This window comes from Sunxiuqinia rutila (assembly GCF_050589705.1).
Classification (GTDB): domain Bacteria; phylum Bacteroidota; class Bacteroidia; order Bacteroidales; family Prolixibacteraceae; genus Sunxiuqinia; species Sunxiuqinia rutila.
In genome coordinates, this window is the sequence record NZ_JBNGOT010000009.1 from 1 (window position 1) to 22975 (window position 22975).

The following is a 22975-nucleotide window of genomic DNA, read 5'->3' on the forward strand; positions in this document are numbered from 1 at the left end:
GAGCAGGCCCAGTGGTACATCGGACTGTGTTACCTGCAAAACGAAAACAGGAAAAAAGCATACCGACAGTTCACCAAGATAGCCAACAGCGACAGCTTTTACAAACCCAAGGCTGAAGCGATTCTGAAAAAAATAAAATACATCGAATAAAACCCGTTTAGAAGCAAATAAAGAAAAAGATAAAAGTTTGTTAGCAACAAAAAATGAAACGTTGATACTTGTTCATCCTTAATTCCTTGTTCAAATCCTTAAAGTTCAAACGTTCATTTTTACATGGTATTCGAAGTGAATACGCTTAATTATCCTTAACGTTCAAAAGCACTCATCAAGAATACCTTTCATTAGCAAGTAAATTTTCTTTCAATAATGGTAAAGTAAAGCCCGTGGATTTTTTTAATCCCGGGTTTTCTTTTTGCGGTAATACTGGTCCATAAACAGGGCAAGAATTACAAGCAAGATGATTAAAACGAAGTAAATATCGGTACTTTGGAAAAGAGGCTCCGGATTACCAACGACCACATAACCAAGCCAATAATGAGGATGTGCTTTTAAAGGATCAGCACTTTTGATGTGAGCAAGCTTAGCTGACCGAAGGGCTTCATTTTTACTTTTCCCTTTCGACAAAAACCGGTAAAAATCTTTCATGATATGCGCTCCCGACTCATCTTCAACCTCCCAAAGGGTCATCACAATCGAAGGACAACCAGCATACAGGAATCCCCTGGCAAGACTCATCACTCCTTCACCCTTTTGTAATTTTCCACTTCCCGTATTACAGGCGCTTAAAACGGCCATACGAGCTTTTAAATCCATGGTGTAGATTTCATTGGTATTCAACCAACCATCATCCGTTTGGTCCAAATACGGCTTTGAAAAAGCCAGTTTGGAGTACATTGGCAAGGTGTCATTGATCAAGGTGTGCATCGCCAGGTGCAAAATATCATAGTTGGAAGCCCGTTTTTTAAATTCAGCTTCCTGGGCCAGAGAGTCTTTAAATACATCTCCTGACACATATTCACTAATAAAATCAACCTCTTTAGTAACAGCAGGCAAAGGCAGTAAGCCCGCACGGTACTCGGAAATAACTGTATAATCGCGATCATCATTGTGGTAACTGGGAGCAAAAGCCAGAAGATCGTTTTCAGCCTGCTTTTCATTCTCAAAATAATTATACAGCAACGTTGCCGAATAGGTATAACTAATCGAATAGTCCTCAACAAGATAGGATAGATTTCTGAAATTCATTTTACTGGTATCCGGCATTTCAGAAAGCAGCGCATCAAAAGGAATGTAAGCTAATTTATCGTCAGGCACTACCACCAATTGCTTGCCTTCCAGCAGTGATTTGTCCTTTTCAAGTAAAACTTCGTATAATTGGTAAGCGGACTTGGCATAGCCTTTAAATTCGCTAAGTCCGGTGAATAAATACTTTGGGCTCGTCAGGAATTGGTAGACCGACTCGATGTTTTCAACAAACGTTAAATCAATCAACTCTTTCGTAAAACTCACCTCATCTTCTGTGATTATGAACTTATAAACCTGTCCTTGTTCTTTATTCTCATTTGGTTCTTCTATCAAATACTCAACAACAGCCGTTTTCCCATTTACATGCTCCTGTATCGAAGCGACGTCAACAACTTCATTTCGGTATTTGAAGGCATAATAATTCGGGAAAGAATCTTCAAAAAGCTGCACCAACTGCTCATATTGCTCGTTCAGCTGGAAAATCTTGGAGTTAAATAATTCGATCCTGGCAGAATCTGGATCTGAGTTCTGATTCTCCTCAAAAAGCATCTCCTTATAGCTGGAAATATTCATTTTGAGGTAGTCTTCCCTTTTTAACAAACTATCCGGAATTCCACCAAAACGCTTAGCCCTGGAGTCTTTAATGGATGCCAAAAAGCTCGCAGACTTACTCTTCTCCGCAAACTCAAATCCTTTTTCAGCAAATTGAAAATCACCCGTATGCAGAAAAAGTTTATAGCTAACATCAACCGCCTCTATAAAAGTAGACTCCTGATTTTCAGACAAAAAGAACTGACTATCCTCAGAAACATAACCAGTTCTGATTTGATGAATCAGTTCAGTCGCACGTTCAACGGTTTGTAAAGCCAAGCTATAATTTTCAATCGCCGTTTCTTTTTGAGATTCCGATAAATTCAGATCGGCCAAAGTTTCAAAACAATTGGCTTTTTTCTTTAGAACTTCCAACAGTTGGATTTCAGAAATCTCCTGTCCTAAGTCCGGATTCACATCCGTTTCAAGACTTGCAAAACCATCCGTCCCCGCCACCAAGGCTTTCTGATAGTAATCTAAAGCAATCAATAAATCCTTTTTTCGCTTGGAATAGAAATCGTTTAGATCACTGGCTTTCGAGCTCCGCTGAAAGTAATAATCTCCAAAATTCAGCATCACATCACTGTACTGCAAACTTTTTTCTGTGAAATATTTGACAACTAAATTTTCAGACCGATTAACATATTCAAGAGCTTCATCGTACTCATTAATCGATAATAAAAAGGAAGCATAATCACTGTATTCCAAGCCTAAATCATAACTATCCGAGCCTGAAATTTGAGTTAAAATATCAAACGTTTTTTGATAGTATTTCTTTGTCAACTCATAATCTCCCTGCTTAGTATATATACGTGCTAACAAACTGAAATAATACGACTTAATACCAAGACCTACGCTATTTAGATTATTAAAACAACTATTTATTGAACTCTGATAATCACCTAATAAAAATAAAGCTTCTGATATATTATATTTTGCAATAGCCAGTTGACCAGCATACTTAACTTCGTTGGCTTGAAAAGCTCTTAAAGAAGCTTGTTGGAATTCATTATTTTTAACAAAATCCCCTTTCAGCTTATAGACAGTTCCAAGATTCGAATATACAAAACCAAGACGCGGATGATTTTCTGAATATAGTTTTTTCAATATTCCCTCGGCCTTTAAATAAATCTCAATCGCCTTATCATACTCGCCAAGATTCTTATAGGTAATTCCTAAATTAACTAATGGCAAAAAAACCTGAATGTTTGTATCCTGATAAACTCGATCAATATTTTGAATTGCTCCGGTGTAAGCTACTACTGCTTTCTCAAAGTCTCCTATTCTTAGAGCCTCCCTTCCTTCCTTATTAAGCTCCTCGATTAATAAGCTATCGCGCTGCCTCGAATATTCCTCCACTGCAGCTCTTCCCGAAAAATTCAAAAAAAACACGCAAAAAAAAGCAAACGCAAACATCCTGACAACCAGAGCATTAAAACACGGCCTTCTATTTTCTTTACTTTTTTTCATTTTTCAGGGGGTTACCTTTTCACCCAATTCGGAATAAAGAAGCGAACAAAGGATAATTAAGGATTTTACAAGTATTAACCATTAAAACTTAAAAGTAATGAAAACTTTATTTGCTAACAACGAAAACAACATTTTTGATTCATTCGAAACTTTAACAAAAGAAGAATTAAACGAAGTAAAAGGTGGCCGTGGTCGTGACTTGGATATGATCGTAGAAGACCTTGACTAAACACTACTAAAATTACCTAAAAAATTAACCATCACACATAAGTTTGAAAAGCCCTGTAGAATTAGGCATTATTAGTCACTGTGTCTTTTTATCATTTTCAATCGTTCTTTGAGCAGCGTTCTTGTAAGCAAGATTTCTGCGGGCGTAAAAACAAGTGAAAATTAATTACGATAATTTAAGTAAAGATTAAATAGAAGATTTTTTAGACCCTTTATATAGTTTATATTCTCTGAAGCTACATGCAAGTGAACCGTTGTAAAGCGGAATCTTAACTTCGGGTCTCAACCCAATCGATTTTAAACATTCGTTCGTACTGATTAGCCAGGCAGTGGTATTTGGATAGTGATGTTTCAATCGCTCGCCAACCATCGCGTAAAATGCCTGATCACCCGATTTAATTCGCTCACCATAAGGTGGATTAAACACTAGGAAAGAAGAGTCATTTTTCTTTTCCAAAGTACGAAAATCAGCAATATCAAGCTGAAGCACATCCAAGACATTTGCTTTTTCGGCATTTCGATAAGCCAAATCGATATTTACTCGGGAAATATCTGATCCATAAATCTTATACCCAACCTGACGATGTTCATGCTGGTCTTTTAGATTTTTAAAGATTTCTTCATTGTAATTTTTCCATTTCTGGAAGCCATAACTTTTCCGAGTCTCTCCCGGCAAAATATTTTTGGCCATCATAGCCGCCTCAATAACAATTGTACCAGATCCACACATCGGGTCAGTAAGCGACTCTTTTCCATTCCACCCTGATAATTTAAGCATGCCGGCTGCCAAAACTTCGCTAACAGGCGCTTCATGGTTTCCTGAACGATACCCACGTTTGTGCAAGGATTCACCACTACTATCGAGCGAAATCGTGCAATCGTTATTCGAAATATGCAGGTTAATCAAAATATCAGGCCGACTGACATCGATAGAAGGTCTGCTTCCACTTACGCGTCGAAAACGGTCAACAATGGCATCCTTTGCCTTCAACGATGCAAACATGGAATTCCGAAACAATTCATTAAAAACCTTGCTTTGCACAGCAAACGTTTGGTTGGCGTCAAAGTATTCCTCCCATTTGATTTTGGAAACCTGATGATAAAGATCATCCACCCGTTTAATTTTAAAATTCCGCACAGGCATCAGAATTTTCAAAGCAGTGCGCAAACTATAATTTGCACGATACATCAGCGTCATATCACCCTGAAAATACACAGAGCGTCTTCCTTCTTCTACTTCATCAGCTCCCAGGCCAATTAATTCTTCGGCTAAAACCTGCTCCAATCCGGCATAGGTAGTAGCAACAAAACGATATTTTTTATGCATGTTTTAATTTTATATTCCAGCTCCGTCACTAAAAGAAGTTTCGCGTGCTTTGAACTGTACAATTTTTGAATTTGGCGGTACATTGTTGGTCACCCAAACGTTACCCCCAACTACTGAATTTGCGCCCACAGTAACCCTTCCCAAAATGGTTGCCTGAGCATAAATAATTACGCCATCTTCCACAATTGGATGGCGCGGAACACCTTTAATTGGATTTCCATCTTCATCCAACGGAAAACTTTTGGCACCAAGCGTTACTCCTTGGTACAACTTCACGTTGTTGCCGATAATACAGGTTGAACCAATCACCACGCCAGTTCCGTGGTCGATTGTAAACGATTCGCCGATTTCTGCTTTCGGGTGAATGTCAATGCCTGTTTCCGAATGGGCCATCTCCGAAATAATTCGAGGAATTAAGGGCACTTCCAGTTTCAACAGCTGGTTGGCAATCCGGTAGTTTGAAATGGCTCGTATGGCCGGATAGCAGAAAATAACTTCGCTTTGGCTTTGCGCTGCGGGGTCTCCCACAAAGGCCGTATCAACATCAGCCACCAGTTTTCTTCGAATCTCAGGCAAGTAAGCAATAAACTCACTGGCCAACATCTGGGCATGCCGATTACGCTCCTGCATGTCCACTTCGTGTGGATTTTTACAGGTGAAGCACAGCCCCGCCATTATTTGTTCCGACAGTAACTCAAAAAGCTCATCCACATAGACTCCCATGTAGTGCTTTATGGTGTTGGGACGCAGACTTGTGGTTCCAAAATAACCCGGGAAAAGAATTTCACGAATCATATTGACAATCTTTGCCAGCTTTTCCGTTGATGGCAATGGTTCACCTAAACGATGTTCATGGCACACCAGATCATAACTTTCCGGATCAGAAAGACGATCGACCGTTTGATTAATTTTTGCGAGTATTTTAGAATCAGATTGCATCTTGCTCTGGATTAAATAATGTTGTACTTAAATATCGTTCTCCCGTATCGCAAATGACAACAACAATTGTCTTTCCTTTGTTTTCAGGCCTTTTCGCAATTTCCAGGGCGGCATACACATTGGCTCCCGAAGAAATACCGCAAAATACACCTTCTTCTCTAGCCAAAAGGCGAGCTGTTTCAAAGGCATCGTCATTGGCTACCTGAAAAACCTCATCATAAATTTCCGTATTTAAAACCTCGGGGATAAAACCAGCTCCAATTCCCTGAATTTTGTGTGAACCGGGAGGATTTCCGGACAGTACAGCTGAGCTTTCAGGCTCGACAACAACACTGAGAACCGCAGCTTTCGTTTCTTTCAACACCTCAGAAACCCCGGTAATGGTACCGCCCGTTCCGGCTCCGGCAACAAAAACGTCAACAGTTCCGTCGGTATCATTCCAAATTTCCAAAGCAGTTGTTCGTCGATGCATCTCCACATTAGCCGGATTTGCAAATTGCATCGGAATAAAGGTATTCTCGCAGGCTTTTCCAAGTTCTTCAGCTTTTTCAATGGCTTCGCGCATGCCTCCCTTCGATGAAGTAAGCACCACTTCTGCGCCATAGGCTTTCAAAACCTGCCTCCGCTCAACTGATACACTTTCGGGCATAACGATTTTTAGGGAATAACCTTTTACGGCACAAACCATGGCCAAACCAATTCCCGTGTTGCCACTTGTTGGCTCAATAATGCTTGTTTCCGCATTAATAATCCCCTCTTTTTCTGCCTGCTCAATCATGGCGAGCGCCAAGCGATCTTTTACAGACCCTCCGGGATTTTGCGATTCCAATTTAGCAAGCACGCGGGCATGACACCCTTGAGTCACCTTATGAAGCTCAACCAATGGAGTATGGCCAATTAGCTGAAGTATATTTGTTGCGATTTTCATACGTTTGTATTTTAAAGGATAATGCATGCAACTTCACAAGAAGTCAGGCTCCTCTTTTTCAGGTTTGCCAACGCTTCTTTCCGAACGTTTCACGGCAATTAATCGTCAAGCAAAATTCCTGTTTTTATCGCTGAAAACCAAACAATGCCTAAAACAAATCAGGAATGCAGCAAAGACTTAACAGCCTTTATGGCATTTTGGATACGCTGTTCTCCAATCCCATTTATTTCGACAAACTTCAGCTTACGCTGCTGCAATTCCGACTTGTAAGCATCAAACAGTTGCAGGCGTTCTTCGCCACCATGTTCCCGCAAAGGATCGGGCTCCCAGGGAATATCAGGCACACAAAGCAAATACAAATCAATCGGCAGGTCTGCAATCTTTTCTTCCAGCCAGTCTGGCTCCGTTTGATAAGCCCACTGAAACCAAACTTTGGTAATAATTAACCAAGTGTCGAAAAAAACGAGCTTTGTAGCAGAATTTGCCGATTCATGGTACTGCTCAATCTGCTTTTTGGTAATTTCCTCCAGGTCGTTGTAAGTATATTGTGTCGAATGATCCTGAAAATACTCGCGGGCATATTCCGGATAAAAAATCCCATCAAAGTAATGTGCCAAAGCTTCAGCCAACGTGCTTTTTGCAGTTGATTCGGGACCAGTAATGGCAATTCGAATTATTTTACGCATCTTGTTTTATTAAATCATTTCGCCAACTGCGATAGCCATAAACAGCCATTCCGGTATAAACCAAAAACAGAATCACGGTTGGCCACAGGCCTTTAAAACCATATAAAAAGGCTGAAAAGAAATCAACAAAAATCCAAATCAGCCAATGCTCCACATATTTACGCGCCAGCATCCAGGTGGCCACAATACTCAAAGCGGTGGTTAGCGAGTCGCCAAATGGAACCGGTGAATCGGTATAATACTTCAGGCCAAACAGAAAAAGCAAAAACAAAAGAACTGATACCAGAATGACTGGAAAGTAAAATTTCAGCGGCATTCGGCTGACGCGTAACTCCTTTTCAGAATTGGGATTACCCTTCAACCAAAAATACCAACCGTAAATGCTGACACCCACATAGTAAACCTGCAGCAGCATGTCAGCATAAAATTTCGAAACCAAAAACACATAAACGTACAAAGCCGAGGTGAGCAAGCCCACCGGCCAGGTAAATATGTGTTGACGAATGGAAAGAAAAATGTAAGCAAAGCCCAGAACCGCGCCAAGCAGCTCCACATAATTGGCCGAAAGCCAAGTCAAAAATGGATCAATCATGTATTAATTAATTCTCTACCAGAAGATGGTTGTATTCTGAGCTGTCATTCAGGACTTTTAAAGCCTCCCGAATCACATCATTATCCTCATTTATAATTTGATAGAATTCACTCTGGCCAAACAAATCGCGCGCAATTAAAGCCTTGACTTGTTCTTTGATAATCGGACGTGCAAAATCGGCATCACCTTCTTCCTGCTCAATGCCTTCTTTTTCGGCCTCAGCCAGCATCCGGTCGACCAACTCATCCTCAACCGAAAATTTCTCCCGAAACAGGTCAAAAGAAGAATATTTCTTGGTGAATTTATCCCGGTTTTTATCAAGATAATCCAACGCTGTAGAGTACACAATATTTTGACGGTTCATCCGGTTAAAGAAACCATAATGAATTGACGTATCCATAGGAACAAAAATATCAGGCATGACACCCCCACCTCCATAAACCGTACGTTTATTGATCAAGGTTTCATAGGTCAGGCTGTCATTGAAATGAATGCTGTCCTGGGTGAAAAACTCTCCAGCCTCAAAACGCTTCCGGTAATCACTACGATAAGCTTCCACCCCATCGTCATAGGCTTTTTGAATGCATCGCCCGCTGGGTGTATAGTAGTGGGCAGTGGTCAGACGAAGCATGGAGCCATCATTCAAAAAATAAGGCTGCTGCACCAATCCTTTACCAAACGAACGGCGACCAATAACCACACCTCGATCCCAATCCTGAATGGCACCCGCAACAATTTCGCTGGCAGAAGCCGAACCTTCATCAATTAAAACCACCAACTTGCCCTGTTCAAACTCGCCCAAGGCTGAGGCTTTGTAGTCTTTTCGGCGATTATTTTCCCCTTCCGTATAAACAATCATTTTAAAGGCACCCAAAAACTGATCGGCCAATTCAATCGCTGCCTTCAGGTAGCCTCCTCCATTGCCACGCAAATCCAACACCAGATTCTCCAATTTCGGATTTTGTTTCAGGGTCCTAATGGCCTCCGAAAACTCATCGGTTGTAGTTGCCGAAAAACGATTGAGCTTAATGTAACCCGTTTCATCATTTATCATGTAGGAAGCATCCAGGCTGTGAATTGGAATTTTGTCCCGGATAATCCGGAAATCCAACAGCTCTTCGTTCCGTTTGCGAAGCACTTTCAGGTTAACAACCGTTCCTTTGTCTCCACGAAGCATTTCAAAGACATCGCTGTTTTCCAACCCAATGCCTGCAACCTTTTTTTCATCCACTTCCACAATGCGGTCGCCGGCCTGCAAGCCCACTTTTTCAGAAGGACCGCCCGGAATGGTGGCCACCACCATCAAAGTATCTTTTAAAATATTGAATGAAATTCCAATGCCCTCGAAACTTCCCTGCAAAGGTTCATTCATCTTTTCAACTTCTTCTTTGGAAATATAAACAGAATGCGGATCCAACTGCTTAAGCACTTCTACAACGGCCTTCTCTGTCAGGTCGTCAATATTGGTTGTGTCGACATAGTTACTTTCAATCAATTGAAGCAAACGCCCGAATTTCAACATATTGGTCTGAATATCCTGAGCCTGCACCCCCTTGATCATGGAGGTCATTCCCAACACGAGAATCACTCCCAACGCTATTGTTTTCTTTAATTGTGTTATCATGGCATTCGAGTCTTTATTTTTTTTGAATCGTTAAAGATAAAAGAATATCACCCGCAGAACAAAGCCTCATATTAATAAGTACAAAACGAGCCAAAGTGTTCACGTCAATGTAAATGGATACTTCCCGCATTTTTACAGGCGAAAGCAGGTATCGAAAAATCCTTGAGCAGAAGAAAAGAAATTCTACCTGCCTAAAAACAACAAAGCAGACCGAAGCCTGCTTTGTTCATCACTATATGGATTAAATTCGTTATTCCCACTCGATGGTTGCCGGTGGTTTTGAACTGATATCGTAAACTACGCGGTTAATTCCACGAACCTTGTTAATAATTTCGTTCGAAATTTTGGCCAAGAACTCGTAAGGTAAATGCACCCAGTCAGCCGTCATTCCATCGGTAGACATTACTGCACGCAAGGCAACCACATTCTCGTAAGTCCGCTCATCGCCCATTACACCTACTGATTGCACTGGCAGCAGCATCACACCTGCCTGCCAAACATCATCGTACAAATTCCACTCGCGCAAGCCATTAATAAAAATAGCATCTGCTTCCTGCAAAATGCGAACCTTCTCCGGAGTTACATCACTCAGAATTCGGATTCCCAGTCCTGGACCAGGAAACGGGTGACGCCCCAGCAATTCCGGTTTAATATTAAGCGCCTTTCCTACCCGGCGAACTTCATCCTTGAAAAGCAAGTTGAGCGGCTCAACAACTTTCAGGTTCATTTTTTCGGGCAAGCCACCCACATTGTGGTGCGACTTAATGGTGGCCGAAGGTCCGTTAACAGAAACCGACTCAATCACGTCGGGATAAATAGTTCCCTGCGCCAGCCACTTCACCTCTTTTATTTTGTGTGCTTCCTCATCGAATACTTCAATGAAGTCGCGACCAATAATCTTACGTTTGCCTTCCGGATCGGTAATTCCTTTCAGATCATCCCAAAACTTTTGTTTGGCATCCACACCGATCACGTTCAAGCCCATGTCTTTATACGAATCCAAAACAGATTCAAACTCGTTCTTACGCAACAAGCCGTTATCCACAAAAATACACGTCAGGTTTTTTCCAATAGCTTGGTGCAACAACACACCTGCTACTGTAGAATCCACTCCTCCGGATAAGCCTAACACCACTTTATCGTCGCCCAGTTTCGCTTTCAGCTCAGCCACGGTCGTTTCAATAAACGATTTAGGTGTCCAGTCTTGCTTGCAACCACAAATATCAACGGCAAAATTCTGCAACAACTGCTTTCCTTCGGTGGTATGGTACACTTCCGGGTGAAACTGAATGGCATAAGTTGTTTCACCTTCAATTTTATAAGCTGCGTTTTTCACATCAGCTGTTGAAGCAATAATTTTATAATTTTCCGGCAAACGCTCAATGGTATCGCCATGCGACATCCACACCTGCGTGCCCAAGGTCATCTTTTTAAACAGTTCATTTTCCTGATCGATAAATCCCAGGTTAGCCCGGCCATACTCGCGTGAATCGGATGGCAACACTTCGCCCCCAAAATAGTGGGCCATGTATTGAGCTCCGTAACAAACGCCAAGCAGCGGCAGTTTACCTTTAATTTTTGAAAGATCGGGTTTGGGCGCATTTTCATCGCGCACCGAAAACGGGCTTCCACTTAAAATCACCCCTTTAACACTTTCGTCAATTTCGGGATAGTTGTTGTAAGGATAAATCTCACAATAGATATTGAGTTCACGCACCCTGCGGCCGATTAATTGGGTGTACTGCGAACCAAAATCGAGGATTAAAATTTTCTCTTGCATGAATCTGTCTTTTTTGGATGGCGCAAAGATAAACAATTCCTTTAATGCTGCTTAAAAAGTTAGCCAACGAAAACACTCATTTAACAAATCAACACAGACTTAGCGATTTATCTCAAGCAAAATCCGCTGATGAAAAAGCGTTTAACATCCGCCCAAAACAATTGCTTCTTTTTTACCCCTGTACTCTGTAGAGCTATTTTGACAACCAACAACTCACTGCAAATAAGATTATCGTAAAATATGAATCTCCTCACCTAAGCCGGCAAGCGTCTCAACGCTTCCAAACACCCCCGCGCATTGTGGTACGGACATTTCCAGAAACCGGCTTTCATCATAGTCCGGTCTGGAATACCGGCTGTAGTGACTAGCCAATGCCATTCTCCGTGCTCATAATCCAGCAAATTCGCTTGCGTATATTTCCATATCGCCAGTGCCTTTTCCAAAAACAAATCATTTGCTGAAAGCTGCCAGGCATTTATCAAGCCAACGATTCCTTCAATTTGTGGCCACCAGTGACGATTAGAATCGAGATGACCATTGGCCTTATCCCGCTCATTCAACACACTGCCATCCTGATCGAGTCCTTCGCGTACAAACACATTGGCCATGGCCACTGCAGTAGCAGAAAGCTTTTTCAGCATAAAATCATCATGCAGAACCTCGCCTGCCTCATACAACAACCACGATGTTTCAATATCATGACCATAAGAAACCAGCTGGCTTTTCACATTCCACTGTTCATCAAAAAACATGTTCAAGTGAAAATCTTCTCCTACAAATTTCTCCTGAAACAGCTCAATCAATCCAAGCAAAGCATGCTTCACTTCCAGGTTCGGGTACACCGTATATAAAGTTGAATAGGCTTCCAGCAAGTGCAGGTGCGTATTCAGAATCTTTTTCTCATTGAGGTCTTTTTCACTCAGTCGCATATCTTCCAACTCCTGCCAACCTTCGTCAAAAGCATCCAGGTAACCGCCCATGTTTCGGTCGGCGGCCTTCTCCTCCAACAGGTAAAACAACTCAACCGCCAGTTCAAGCGCCTCTTCTTTTTTTGTCAGCTTGAAATATTCGGACAATGCATAGATGAAAAAAGCTTGGGCATAAATTTGCTTTCGGCTATTCAACACCGCCCCTTTAAAATCCACCAGCCAAAAGACGCCACCATGCTTTCGATCTAAAAAATTAGCCAGCAGATAATCGTAAGCACGATCGGCCATCAGCCGATGTTCCTTTTGATTGGTCTGTTGAGCTACCGCCGAGAAAGTCCAAAGTAAACGCGTATTTAAGATAATTCCTTTTGGCGACTCCGGAACCGGATTCCCTTTGAAATCCAGCTCACCAAGAAAACCTCCGTATTTTTCATCCGGCATAGTATTCACCCAAAAAGCCAGTATTCTATCAAGCTCTTGACCAAGCTCATTTCTGAATTTTTCAATGACCGACTGATTCATCAATATAATCCTTGGTTATTATCAATTAGCTGATTGATGGCTTCCACCGACTTGAACGAATGCAAACCATCCGCAGGCGTATTTTTCACGTAGTCCACCAGCCGATCAACCGTAGTTGTTGCCACATGCATGCGAGTGTCCGAGGACGCATAATAAATAAACACCCGGCCATCTTCGTCCGCAATCCAACCGTTGGAAAAGAGCACATTGGACACATCTCCGACCCGTTCATCACCCTGGGGCGCCATAAAATACCCTCCCGGATGATCGGTCACCCGATCGAGCTCGACCAGGTCGGTCATAAATAAATACAAAACATAGCGCAAGCCGGCGGCCGTGTTTCTTACACCATGGGCCAGATGCAACCATCCGTCTTTGGTTTTGATCGGCGCCGGCCCCAAGCCATTCTTCAGCTCATAAACCGTGTGGTATTGTTTATTCTGAATGATGCGTTCGTTCTGTACAACCGGATTGCTCATATCGTCAATCAGCCCCAAGCCAATTCCTCCGCCGCTTCCCACATTGATGAACCCATCCTGTGGACGCGTATAAACGGCGTACTTTCCATTGACAAATTCAGCATGCAACACCACATTGCGCTGCTGCCCCGAAGTTGAGATCAAATCGGGCAAGCGCTCCCAGTTCAGCAAATCACGGCTGCGAACAATACCGGCATTGGCTGCTGCCGCGCTGGTGTCGCCTTCGGAGGCAGCCGGATCTTTGCGCTCTGTGCAAAAAATGCCATACACCCAACCATCCTCATGAGCGGTTAAACGCATATCATACACATTAACATCCGGCTCGTCGGTTTGCGGAATGGTTATGGGCCGGTCCCAAAAACGAAACTGATCAATACCATTCGGGCTTTCAGCAATTGCAAAGTAGGACTTCCGATCCCAGCCTTCCATACGCACGGCCAACAGGTATTTGTCCTTCCAACGAATGGCTCCGGCATTAAAGGCGGCATTAACCCCTAAGCGCTCCATCAGAAATGGATTACGCTCGGGCGACAAGTCAAAGCGCCAATGCAAAGGCGCATGTGCAGCTGTTAGCACCGGATTTTGGTAACGCTCGAAGATCCCATTTGGCAAGGGTTCCACTTCATTCTTTTGATTCAGCAGCAACTCATGAGCCGCCTTCAACTTATTCAATCGGTTTTCAAAATATTTTTCCATATCACAATAGATTCAATCGCATGATTTAAGATTCAAGTTTCGGTCCCTTAAAAGTCATTCAGTTTGTTCCACCAGGTCTTTTTCATGATTACAACAACAACAGCAATCACCAAAAGCGAAAGCACCATGGGCATGTTTTGTTTCAACACAAAGTAGATGGGCAACAGCACCAACGCCGTTTGACCAATGACACCAAGCACCACATTAAAGGCATCACGCTTGAAGCTGGTTTTCGACACAAAATCCGGATCTTCAGCAACGACTTTCTCATGAATGGGCTTCCAAAACCCCCAAGGGCGAACACTTTTATAAAATGATTTCAACACGGCTTCTTCCGTTGGAGGAGCCAGATAGGTACCGATTATACAGCCAGCTACCGAAATCAGAAAAATAAGCGGGAAATAATACAGGTCCAGGGTTTCAGTAAATACGTAAGGGAATATCAGCGCCGGAATCAGGCCGGCAACCATTCCCCAGAAAAAGCCGCTGCCGTTAAACCGCCACCAGTGCCACTTCAACACATTGGAAGCAATGTAGCTGCCATAAAGCCCGGACACAAGCCACTGCAGAATGGAGTTGATATCAGTCGCAAAAATTCCAAAGATGATGCTGATAGCCACAACCACAATCCCGGTAGTGTAGTTGGTAATTTTTATTTCGCGGTTCGAAGCATTGGGCTTGTAATAATTCAAATAGATGTCATTCACCAAATAGGCCTGTGCGGCATTCAGTGTTCCGGCAAAAGTTGACATGAAAGCCGCGAGCAAACCTGCCAATAGCAAACCGGTAAACCCAATCGGCACAAACTGGCTTATTGCCGAGGGTAAAATCTGCTCAAAATCGATGCGCCCAGCCACCAACAAATGCAGCTGATCGTAATATAAAATGGCTAAAACAGCAAAACCGGTGATCATCAGGTAGCGAACAGGCACCAATACCAAACTCACCATACCACTCATTTTCGCAGCTTCCTGAGGCGTTTTGGTTGACAGAATTTTCTGCATGTCGTAATTCGGGATTGGCCCGGCAACACTTGCCAGCACCCCTTTGAACAACATCATCATAAAAAAGATACTGAACCAGGAATACCCATCGGAAGCAATTTTAGCATTCATTTCATTGATAATTCCAGACCAGTCGATTTCCAAACGTGCCCCAAAAAAGGGACTCATCCAGCCATCCGGCACCTGCAAACTTTGATCGCCCAGCGCGGCCATTGCGATCACAGCAATTACCACAGCCGAAATGGTCATAATAATATACTGGACCAAGTCGGCCCACACAATGCCGGACATGCCACCAAGCACCGAGTAAAACACCGCAAAAAGGGTAAAGGCAATGCCATAAACATGGGGCACATATTCAGCGGTAACATGAAAAGGGAAATAAGGCTGAACCACTTCCCACGGAATAAAAATCTGCACAAACTTCCCCAAACCGATAAACCCGTAAGCCATTAAGCCCAGACAGTTGATCAGTGCAAAAGCAATAACGATGGTGTGAGACAAGCGAGCTTCGCGCCCACGTCCAAAACGCGTGCGAATCCATTCAGCCCCCGTGGTCACATTCGATCGGCGAAGCCACATCGACAGGTAAACCATCAGAAAAATCTGGTTGAATGAAGGCCAAAGCCAAGGAATCCAGACACTTTTTAATCCGTAAACCACTGCCAATGTCACCATCCACATGGTTCCGGAAATGTCGAACATACCCGAGGCATTGGAAAGCCCAAGCATATACCAGGGTAACTTATTACCTCCAAGCAAGTAAGAAGATTTATCGCGCTGCGCCCATTTTCGTAGCACCAACCCAATAATTACGGTAATTACCAGGTAGGCTATAATTACAGAAATATCAATAATTCCAAGTTTCATAGGTTATTCGTTTAGCAATTTTTGATTCGTTAGTACTTCGTTTCGTTTTCGTCTCTTATTCATATTGAAGCCTCAAAACTGCAATATGAGTTCCCGTTTGCTGTTTTTGTTATTGGCCGGGATCACAATCCAGCCAGCATCAGAATTGTCTGTTTTTTCTATTTTGTATGATGATACCTCTTTTAGCTTTGACAGGAATGGAACATAAACCATGGTGGGTGAATTTACGTTTTCATTTTCCTGCCATTCCATTCTAAATCGAGCATTCTCATGTTCATAGTGGTAGCTTAGCAATTCGCCACAAGTGTAGGCTGGATAAGGGCGTAACAAGGCTTTTTGAAAATAAGAAAGGTTTTCAGTTCCGGGATCATAAGACCAATAAGCATTCCCAAAAAGATTTTCTTCAATTAGGCTAACGGCATAGCGAGCTACCGGAACGATCCCTTCCGAATGACTATAATAAGCTCCCCATTCACCTAGCCATACCGGCATTCCAAGTTGCTGTCCTTTTTCTTTAATTCGTTCATAGATAAACGCGACTCGTTCAGAATTCGCTGCAGCCGCATCTTCCGTGTCGGTCACCAAGTCATAACCATGTGGTGCGTAAGCCACCAGTGGATCAGGTGTTCCATCGACTAAGCTCACCCGTTCGATGCTGCTTTTCACTCCTGTATTGCTGAAATAACTGTGTTCTAAAAACAAAACAGTTTGTTGATCAACTTCACGTATGGCTTGGCTTACTTTTTGGTACATCGCCTGCAAGTGTACACTTTCGAACTCGTGGTTAAAATCATATAAGGCATCAATAACAGGCGCATAATTTTCTTTTGTCGACAGAAGCTTCAGCGCTTCCGTCCTCTTGCTTGCATCTCCCCATACCTCGGCCAGTTTCTCTTCAGTCATGAGTTCTCCCGTTAGCTTGTATACCAAATTTGCGTAAGCCTCAAGTAAAGCAGGCGTGGCCTTTTGAGCTGATGTGCCCGGAAATGGTTCGTTCATGATGTCATAACCAATAACCGTAGGATTGTTGGCATAGCGCTTGGCAATATATCTCCATAAATTGGCGTAATGATCCTGAACGCCCACGCCATCAGGGGCCGGCTGGTTATCCCAGAAATTATCAAATGCTGTCTGTACAGCCTCGCTTAACATATAAGCGTCACTCCATATTGATCCTGCAGTGTGAGTTTTCCCTTCATCGAGCGTAGCCCAATTGGGTGCTCCATCGCTATATTTCAAACCAAATAAATCCTGGTGCATATCAAGAATAACAAATATATCATTAGCTGCAGCCCATTCAATACGCCGATCTATCTCCTTCAGATATTCCTCATTATAGACCCCCGGCTCAGGTTCCAATCCATCCCATATTATAATAAAACGAATGCTGTTAAAACCCCATTTTTTCAAATTGGCATAAAACTCAGGGCCTCCTTTAAAAAGATAGTTTTCTTCTTTGGACTTATTTACGACATTAATTCCATTAAGAATTACCTGCCTTCCGTTATTGTCAACAAACTTATTTCCCTCTACGCTAATCTTCTCCGGAAATGTCACTTGACAACTTGCGCCATCACTTTCTCCACAAGCGACCAGCAACAAGGCCATTCCGACTAGTAGTAAATATGTTATTCTAATATTTTTCCTTAACATGGTTATGATGATTTCGGTTATACTTTGCTTCATCGAACTATCCTCTCTTTGACTAATTTTCGTTCTAGTTTCATGCTCTTAAAAAAAAGATTACACATTTCGAACTGACATCTAACTAATTACAGATTTCAAAAATATTCCATATACTTGCAGCTAACAAATACTATTTTATCAATTGTTTGTATTATTGAAATTCAGACCTATTTGAGTAATGAAGAGCTAAGGAGTACCAGTTTTCACAACATTTTAAAGCCAAATCATGGGCAATAACCTAAAAACCAACACCAATGCAGACCAACCTATTTAATCGAGAAATCACCCCACTCACACCGGAAGACTGCTTATTAGTGTTTGATCGTTGGAAAGAAACATTTGATTTCCCACCCCATTTCCATCCAGAGTTTGAATTAAATTTCATTCAAAATGCTGCCGGAGTAAAACGCTTTGTCGGTGACCACATAGGCGAAATCGGCCAACTGGAACTGGTATTGGTAGGGCCTAATCAGCCTCATTTTTGGGAGCAAGCCAATTGCAGCTCCACGCGTATCCGTGAAATTACAATTCAGTTTCATCAGAATTTATTTCACGACTCGCTGCTTAACAAAAACATTCTTCATCCAATCCGTGACATGCTTCAGCGAGCCTACCGGGGCATTGCCTTCTCTGAAAACACCATCTGCCAGTTGCAACCACGCATCGAGAACCTGGCCAACCTCAGTGGCATGGACGCTTTTCTGGAGTTGCTCTCCCTGCTTTTCGACCTGTCAAACTCACGCAACCAACAAATGCTATCCTCCACATCGGCCAAAAAGGAAGATTTTTTCAATCATGAGAAGATGAAGCTGGTTTTCGAATTTGTACAAAAAAACTACATGCGAAAGATCAAAGTGGAAGAAATGGCCGATCTTCTAAACATGACCGAAGTATCGTTCAGTCGTTTTATGAAACAGCGCACCGGCAAAACGTTTATCGAATACCTGAATGATTCGCGCATTGGTTTTGCCACCCGTCATTTGATTGAAAACAACCACAGCATTTCTGAAATTGCTTACTTATGTGGTTTTAACAACCTGGCCAACTTCAACCGAATCTTTAAAAAACGCAAAGGGAGTACACCCAGCGAGTACCGCGACAACTTTGCGGGTATTAAGCGAGTGAACTAAAGTGGCTGATTCTGAACCAGCCCGCCAAATAACTATTGCTTCACCAGCTTTTGAGTATAAACCACCTCTTCATGCTGCCTGATTCGGAGTAAATAAACCCCATCAGGCAAAGCCTGCGCCTGCGCATTCTGAATGGTAAAATAACGACCTCCGGCTTCGATGGAACCTTCCGCCACTTTAGCGCCCTGAACCGAATAAATCATCCAGTTTAACCGGTCATTAAGCCCGGCAGGCAATTCCAGATGCAGCTGCCCGCTAAACGGATTGGGATAAACCGAGAAAGCCTTGGCCTGCGCCAATTGACTTTCACCCACATACAAGTCTTCGAGATTGGTGTCCAGCCATTTCAAACGATTATGAATCCAGCTTTCAAGCCAATTGACTTCTGCCGTGTAACTATTGCCCACATAAGCATTGGGCCAAACCCAGGTACTCAGCACCGGCCATTTTGTAAAATTACGAACCTGGGCTTCATCGAGCAGGCTGGTTAAACTGTCCACCACTGTCTGAATACGCTCATCAGACAATTGGTTTTTCCGCAGACTACTCCAACGGTTTTTCAGCTTTTTTCGAAAGGTATTGTCTTCAAACAAAACAGGCCACCAGAAAGGATTTTGCCAGGCATCGTCGCCTAAATTTGCTTCGAACTGAAACCCCGAAGTCGACGCTCCATTGTGATAATTGACATTCCCAAAAGCCAGGTTGAAATCCCAAACAGGACCCAGTTTTAACTTGCCGTTCTTGTCCTTGTGCAAAAAGGTACTCAAGCGATAACCGTCCACATTTTTAGCCAGCTCATTTACAATCAGAAAGTCGATAAAACTTTCTTCATCAGCCAAGGTCCGAAATCCGTCTGTTCCATCAAAGTTCTTGTCATGTAAAGCTTGTTCAACCTGATCGATATAGTTTTTGATGTAATCTTTCTGAGCAGCCTGAATCTCTTCCTGCTTCGGATATTCATATTGAAAAAAGGTTCTTTTATACTGCTCATTCAGGAAGGCAGAATACCAACCACTTCCTCCACTCCCGGTGGTTTTGTCAATTTTAATGATGTAACCTCCTGTTAAATCTTCACCCGACAAGTCTTCCGGTTTCAACTTGGCCAGGTCAAGCCGGTTTTTGTCGCGCTTAATCTTCTCCATCAACACATAAACACCCTGATACTGCTCATTCAGAAACAACTCAACAAACCGGCAACGGGGAGCATAATGCCCCAGCGATGCGCCTAGGGTAAAGACCAGCACATTTCGAATCAGCGTTTTATCCGAATACGGCCCGTACAATATCCAATCCTCTTCTGCCGGCAGACCCAAGATAGAAGCATCCAGATCAAGGCCCGCAGCATCACGCAACTCAAAGCCATACGATTTTTTAGGAAAACCCTGCGAACTGGAGCCTCTTCGTTCAATGGCGATATGCCCATTGTAATCATTGAAAGCATCTTTGGAAGAATTAACCTTCCCCTCCCCATTCCAGATAATACCCATTTGTGCATCTATCTTCGGATCATCAGGAATTGTCCGGCCATCGGTATCGACAACCACCAAGGGCAAATTTGAAGTACCAAACGAGCTAAGCGATTGAGCAGCTAAACGGGTGGAACACAACAACAGCAACAAGAAAAAGATGCAGTTTCTCATAAATATTGGGTTAGTAGGCTTTGTAGTTAACAATCATGCTGCCACCTTCGCAAGACAACAGGAACACTCGTAAAGATAGCACCCTGATTTTGAATGCAAAACTGCATATAAAAAAAAGCTGCAGAAAAATATTCCTGCAGCTTAAAACCCATTAAACACAAAATTGAATATCCAAAACTTGACAATTCTCAATAGCTTCTTCCCATAAGCAGTCAATTGGTCAAAATTCGTCGCCTGATATTTCTCTATTCTCAAAAAAACAATCTTGTGCACAACTACTTAAAACGTCATCCAATACCGAAGCATTGAATTTATATGCAAATTATGTCATTCAAACTAAAAAGTCAATAGCGAATCTATGTTCAATAACATTGTTTTGATAACTACCATGCTACCAATTTTCACCTTCGTTTGTCAAAAACACCTCTCAATTCTAATAAACTCCCGATAAACATTGAGCATTGGTGAAAAATTAGGAATCTCTATTCCTTAACAAATTAACTTAATCCTTATATTGCACTCAAAATCACAAGTTCGTATCGATCATGAAAAATTTACTGCTGCTACTCGGCTTGCTTTTTTCGTTCACCCAAATACAAGCAACCCCAGACAATCTGAATTCCGATGCAAGTATCGACTCCATTTTTACTCAAAATGAAATTCGCGATTTAGAAGTCCTTGTCGGCTTTTTTGAAAAACAAATCAGCACGAAGGGCACCACCGAGGATTTGCCATCAACCTACCAAGCATTTTTTGAAAAGATGGCCCAAACGAAAAAAATAGGCGCAATTAAACTTCCTCTTGATTTTGAAGAACAGCAAAAAATCTATCAGCAAATTGACCCGAAAACTTTTGATGAAATCTGGCTCGGCAGCAAAGCCATCACCCATGAAGGAGACACAATAAATACGATACAACTGAACCGGGAGGGCAAATACAAGAGGCTGCTTGAAGCTCTGAGTACGCAAAACCCAACCCTGCTAAAATACGACTATGACCTGGAAACTGCCGGTGACTTATCTCCTGCCATGGTCGCTCATGTTATCAAAAAATATCCAAAATACGACATCAGTCAACCAACGGTTCGACTGGTGCTAGCTATACACTACCTCACTTTGAATGATCGCCTCAAGCGCAACAACGGACCTTTAATGCGTATATCCAGTAACTAAACATCACAACAAAAGAGATTAAAGATTAAAAATTGCCCTTAAAAAGAGAAGAGCAAACCCGTAACGGATTGCTCTTCTTCTAACTTATAAATCTATACTACTAAACTTAGCGGTAGTTTGCGGTAAAAAAGAAACCTGCGGGGAAGTTGGTGTAATCTTTAAAATCATAAACCATCTCGGGAGATTCACCACTAAAGTTGAACACACTAATATCATTGATTAAATAGTCCATCCCATAACCTTTCATCGTATTAAAAAACACCTCTCCGGTTGTCGGATGCACACCCAAATTGTTGTAAACAATTCCGGCATGCTCAATGTGCTCGCTTACATCAGTCATCACAGATGTTACTCCAGTCTCCAGGATATGCTGGCAAATTTTGGTTCCTGAGCCAAAATACACGGTATCACCTTTGGCTCCAATAGCCGGGCTTGCTCCCCATCCTGCACTGACATTGAAATCGGCAATTTCATTTTGCTTGATAATGCTGTAGTCAGCCGGATCAACCTTTAAAATATACGAAGGACTTCCACTGCACGACACCATCAATTTATCATCAGCCGACAACAATAGCCCTGAGATTGTTCCAGGCAATTCAACTTCCGATTTCACTTCACCGTTTTGCAACACAAGGATTTTCTTCCCAGCCGGAACAAACACCTTCTCGTTGGCAACGGCCATCCGGTTTTTCATTGCTCCTGCTGTTCCTTCAATAAAACTTAATGCTTTGCTATCAAGATTGAGTAAATAAACTCCGGCATTATCGCGGATGTAAGCACTATTGCCAATAACAGCCACATGCGATGCCCAGCTCAGCTCAGCCAAATCTTCATTTGAAAAGGCCGTCTCTTTTTCCAGAGTTTCAGCGTTGGCAACCACCAACATACCATCTCCTCCCATGCGATCACCGTTTTGAGCGATGATGTACATTTTGCCATCAGCAATAAAAAGATCTTGGGTTGTATTCCCCAGCTCAGAGCCATTCACTTTTTGGTAAACACTATCGATCGCCACGCCTTTAGGGCTGATAAAAATGAGCGTTCCATTTTCAGAGGTCATGTTTCCTTCGTTCAACACAAAAGTACCATCCCGAAACATGCCAAAAACATCAACCGCAAAAGTAGCCGTATGCTCTCCACCTGCATTAACCGCTTTCAGGCTAATCTCGTAGTTCCCCATTTCCTCGGCAGTGAAAAACAAGGTATCTCCAGCCTGCACTTCTTCGTTGTTAATCTTCCAGGCAATGTCTGTTTCGGCCGAACTGGTGACGGTAGCCACCAAGGCCAGCGTATCCTTTTGGGCTACTTCTTCCAAGCCGCTGATACTTTTAATAGATACTTGCGGAGCTTCGGGCAAAACCGGATCATCCGAACATGAGAACATTCCCAATGCAATCCCTGCGATTGCTAGTAGTTTTAAGTTTTTCATTTTTGTTA

General features: G+C 42.6%; 17 protein-coding genes. 3 read left to right on the top strand and 14 right to left on the bottom strand.

Features of this window, described 5'->3' with window-relative positions; all coding sequences use genetic code 11:
* Positions 1-393 precede the first annotated feature (393 nt).
* On the bottom strand, positions 394-3306 hold the full coding sequence (locus ACRD6K_RS12600) for a CHAT domain-containing protein (RefSeq protein ID WP_430973525.1): 2913 nt from the start codon (positions 3304-3306) through the stop codon (positions 394-396).
* 97 nt (positions 3307-3403) lie between these two features.
* Between ACRD6K_RS12600 and ACRD6K_RS12605 the strand changes: the two genes are divergently transcribed.
* On the top strand, positions 3404-3535 hold the full coding sequence (locus ACRD6K_RS12605) for a ComC/BlpC family leader-containing pheromone/bacteriocin (protein ID WP_430973526.1): 132 nt from the start codon (positions 3404-3406) through the stop codon (positions 3533-3535).
* Between the two features lie 186 nt (positions 3536-3721).
* On the opposite strand, the gene ACRD6K_RS12610 is transcribed toward ACRD6K_RS12605, so the two are convergent.
* The 11 genes from ACRD6K_RS12610 to ACRD6K_RS12660 form a co-directional block, all read right to left on the bottom strand.
* The gene (locus ACRD6K_RS12610; protein ID WP_430973527.1) at positions 3722-4861 is read right to left on the bottom strand and encodes a THUMP domain-containing class I SAM-dependent RNA methyltransferase; all 1140 of its coding nucleotides are present in this window, start codon (positions 4859-4861) and stop codon (positions 3722-3724) included.
* Between the two features lie 9 nt (positions 4862-4870).
* Positions 4871-5800: a serine O-acetyltransferase EpsC gene (gene epsC / locus ACRD6K_RS12615; RefSeq protein ID WP_430973528.1), complete on the bottom strand. Its 930-nt coding sequence runs from the start codon at positions 5798-5800 to the stop codon at positions 4871-4873.
* Positions 5790-6728 (bottom strand): cysteine synthase A, encoded by a 939-nt coding sequence (cysK, locus tag ACRD6K_RS12620; protein ID WP_299580339.1) that lies wholly within the window; start codon positions 6726-6728, stop codon positions 5790-5792. The genes epsC and cysK overlap by 11 nt, the downstream gene beginning before the upstream one ends.
* Positions 6729-6886: 158 nt before the next feature.
* Positions 6887-7414: an AAA family ATPase gene (locus ACRD6K_RS12625; RefSeq protein WP_430973529.1), complete on the bottom strand. Its 528-nt coding sequence runs from the start codon at positions 7412-7414 to the stop codon at positions 6887-6889.
* Positions 7407-8006, bottom strand: a complete 600-nt coding sequence (gene pnuC, locus ACRD6K_RS12630) for a nicotinamide riboside transporter PnuC (RefSeq protein ID WP_430973530.1) — start codon at positions 8004-8006, stop codon at positions 7407-7409. The genes ACRD6K_RS12625 and pnuC overlap by 8 nt, the downstream gene beginning before the upstream one ends.
* A gap of 7 nt (positions 8007-8013) precedes the next feature.
* Positions 8014-9630 carry a S41 family peptidase gene (locus ACRD6K_RS12635; RefSeq protein WP_430973531.1) on the bottom strand — a complete coding sequence of 539 codons (1617 nt, stop codon included), beginning with the start codon at positions 9628-9630 and terminating at the stop codon, positions 8014-8016.
* 250 nt (positions 9631-9880) lie between these two features.
* Positions 9881-11410 (bottom strand): glutamine-hydrolyzing GMP synthase, encoded by a 1530-nt coding sequence (gene guaA / locus ACRD6K_RS12640; protein WP_430973532.1) that lies wholly within the window; start codon positions 11408-11410, stop codon positions 9881-9883.
* A gap of 254 nt (positions 11411-11664) precedes the next feature.
* Positions 11665-12861, bottom strand: coding sequence for an AGE family epimerase/isomerase (locus ACRD6K_RS12645; protein WP_430973533.1), 1197 nt, complete (start codon positions 12859-12861; stop codon positions 11665-11667).
* Positions 12861-14036, bottom strand: a complete 1176-nt coding sequence (locus ACRD6K_RS12650; RefSeq protein ID WP_430973534.1) for a glycoside hydrolase family 130 protein — start codon at positions 14034-14036, stop codon at positions 12861-12863. The genes ACRD6K_RS12645 and ACRD6K_RS12650 overlap by 1 nt, the downstream gene beginning before the upstream one ends.
* Before the next feature lie 47 nt (positions 14037-14083).
* Positions 14084-15910 carry a sodium:solute symporter family protein gene (locus ACRD6K_RS12655; RefSeq protein ID WP_430973535.1) on the bottom strand — a complete coding sequence of 609 codons (1827 nt, stop codon included), beginning with the start codon at positions 15908-15910 and terminating at the stop codon, positions 14084-14086.
* 72 nt (positions 15911-15982) lie between these two features.
* On the bottom strand, positions 15983-17563 hold the full coding sequence (locus ACRD6K_RS12660; RefSeq protein ID WP_430973536.1) for a cellulase family glycosylhydrolase: 1581 nt from the start codon (positions 17561-17563) through the stop codon (positions 15983-15985).
* A 287-nt stretch (positions 17564-17850) separates the two neighbouring features.
* Here ACRD6K_RS12660 and ACRD6K_RS12665 point away from each other — a divergent pair, with 287 nt between their 5' ends.
* Positions 17851-18726, top strand: coding sequence for a helix-turn-helix domain-containing protein (locus tag ACRD6K_RS12665; protein WP_430973537.1), 876 nt, complete (start codon positions 17851-17853; stop codon positions 18724-18726).
* Between the two features lie 32 nt (positions 18727-18758).
* Here ACRD6K_RS12665 and ACRD6K_RS12670 read toward each other — a convergent pair whose 3' ends face one another.
* The gene (locus ACRD6K_RS12670) at positions 18759-20366 is read right to left on the bottom strand and encodes a CotH kinase family protein (protein WP_430973538.1); all 1608 of its coding nucleotides are present in this window, start codon (positions 20364-20366) and stop codon (positions 18759-18761) included.
* Between the two features lie 545 nt (positions 20367-20911).
* On the opposite strand from ACRD6K_RS12670, the gene ACRD6K_RS12675 reads away from it, so the two are divergent.
* Entirely contained in the window at positions 20912-21538 is a 627-nt protein-coding gene (locus ACRD6K_RS12675) for a hypothetical protein (RefSeq protein ID WP_430973539.1), read from the top strand.
* Between the two features lie 106 nt (positions 21539-21644).
* Here the strand turns inward: ACRD6K_RS12675 and ACRD6K_RS12680 are convergent, their stop codons facing one another.
* On the bottom strand, positions 21645-22967 hold the full coding sequence (locus ACRD6K_RS12680) for a DUF5074 domain-containing protein (RefSeq protein ID WP_430973540.1): 1323 nt from the start codon (positions 22965-22967) through the stop codon (positions 21645-21647).
* Positions 22968-22975 lie beyond the last annotated feature (8 nt).

Bases quoted from the DNA above. Each gene is read 5' to 3' on its own strand.
- ACRD6K_RS12610 (WP_430973527.1), bottom strand. From the start codon at position 4,861: ATGCATAAAAAATATCGTTTTGTTGCTACTACCTATGCCGGATTGGAG.
- ACRD6K_RS12605 (WP_430973526.1), top strand. From the start codon at position 3,404: ATGAAAACTTTATTTGCTAACAACGAAAACAACATTTTTGATTCATTC.
- ACRD6K_RS12600 (WP_430973525.1), bottom strand. From the start codon at position 3,306: ATGAAAAAAAGTAAAGAAAATAGAAGGCCGTGTTTTAATGCTCTGGTT.
- ACRD6K_RS12645 (WP_430973533.1), bottom strand. From the start codon at position 12,861: ATGAATCAGTCGGTCATTGAAAAATTCAGAAATGAGCTTGGTCAAGAG.
- ACRD6K_RS12680 (WP_430973540.1), bottom strand. From the start codon at position 22,967: ATGAAAAACTTAAAACTACTAGCAATCGCAGGGATTGCATTGGGAATG.
- ACRD6K_RS12635 (WP_430973531.1), bottom strand. From the start codon at position 9,630: ATGATAACACAATTAAAGAAAACAATAGCGTTGGGAGTGATTCTCGTG.
- ACRD6K_RS12665 (WP_430973537.1), top strand. From the start codon at position 17,851: ATGCAGACCAACCTATTTAATCGAGAAATCACCCCACTCACACCGGAA.
- epsC (WP_430973528.1), bottom strand. From the start codon at position 5,800: ATGCAATCTGATTCTAAAATACTCGCAAAAATTAATCAAACGGTCGAT.
- pnuC (WP_430973530.1), bottom strand. From the start codon at position 8,006: ATGATTGATCCATTTTTGACTTGGCTTTCGGCCAATTATGTGGAGCTG.
- ACRD6K_RS12670 (WP_430973538.1), bottom strand. From the start codon at position 20,366: ATGAGAAACTGCATCTTTTTCTTGTTGCTGTTGTTGTGTTCCACCCGT.
- cysK (WP_299580339.1), bottom strand. From the start codon at position 6,728: ATGAAAATCGCAACAAATATACTTCAGCTAATTGGCCATACTCCATTG.
- ACRD6K_RS12660 (WP_430973536.1), bottom strand. From the start codon at position 17,563: ATGTTAAGGAAAAATATTAGAATAACATATTTACTACTAGTCGGAATG.
- ACRD6K_RS12650 (WP_430973534.1), bottom strand. From the start codon at position 14,036: ATGGAAAAATATTTTGAAAACCGATTGAATAAGTTGAAGGCGGCTCAT.
- ACRD6K_RS12675 (WP_430973539.1), top strand. From the start codon at position 20,912: ATGAAAAATTTACTGCTGCTACTCGGCTTGCTTTTTTCGTTCACCCAA.
- ACRD6K_RS12625 (WP_430973529.1), bottom strand. From the start codon at position 7,414: ATGCGTAAAATAATTCGAATTGCCATTACTGGTCCCGAATCAACTGCA.
- ACRD6K_RS12655 (WP_430973535.1), bottom strand. From the start codon at position 15,910: ATGAAACTTGGAATTATTGATATTTCTGTAATTATAGCCTACCTGGTA.
- guaA (WP_430973532.1), bottom strand. From the start codon at position 11,410: ATGCAAGAGAAAATTTTAATCCTCGATTTTGGTTCGCAGTACACCCAA.